Origin of the sequence: Pseudomonas sp. B3G-3, assembly GCF_028640915.1 — a bacterium.
Lineage (GTDB): Bacteria > Pseudomonadota > Gammaproteobacteria > Pseudomonadales > Pseudomonadaceae > Aquipseudomonas > Aquipseudomonas chlororaphis_I.
On sequence record NZ_JAQZAB010000023.1, the window covers coordinates 1 to 204 of the forward strand.

The 204-nt window shown below is 65.2% G+C and carries 1 protein-coding gene; it reads left to right on the top strand.

The genetic code is table 11. The annotated features are described in order from the left end of the window. The coding region (locus tag PVZ80_RS00220; protein ID WP_273863282.1) for an immunoglobulin-like domain-containing protein at positions 1-204 on the top strand (204 nt) is incomplete at both ends.

Sequence of the window (204 nt, forward strand, 5' to 3'; positions counted from 1 at the left end):
TTCGAGAACCTGGTACCGAACCCGACACCGGCGGTGACCACCATCACCGACTCGCCGGACACCACCGGCCTGACCCTGACCGCCAACGGTACCGTCGTCGAAGGTGGCCAGATCACCTACACCGCGACCCTGACCAACCCGGCCCAGACCCCGGTCACCGTGACCCTGTCCAACGGTTCGACCATCACCATCGACGCCGGTAAA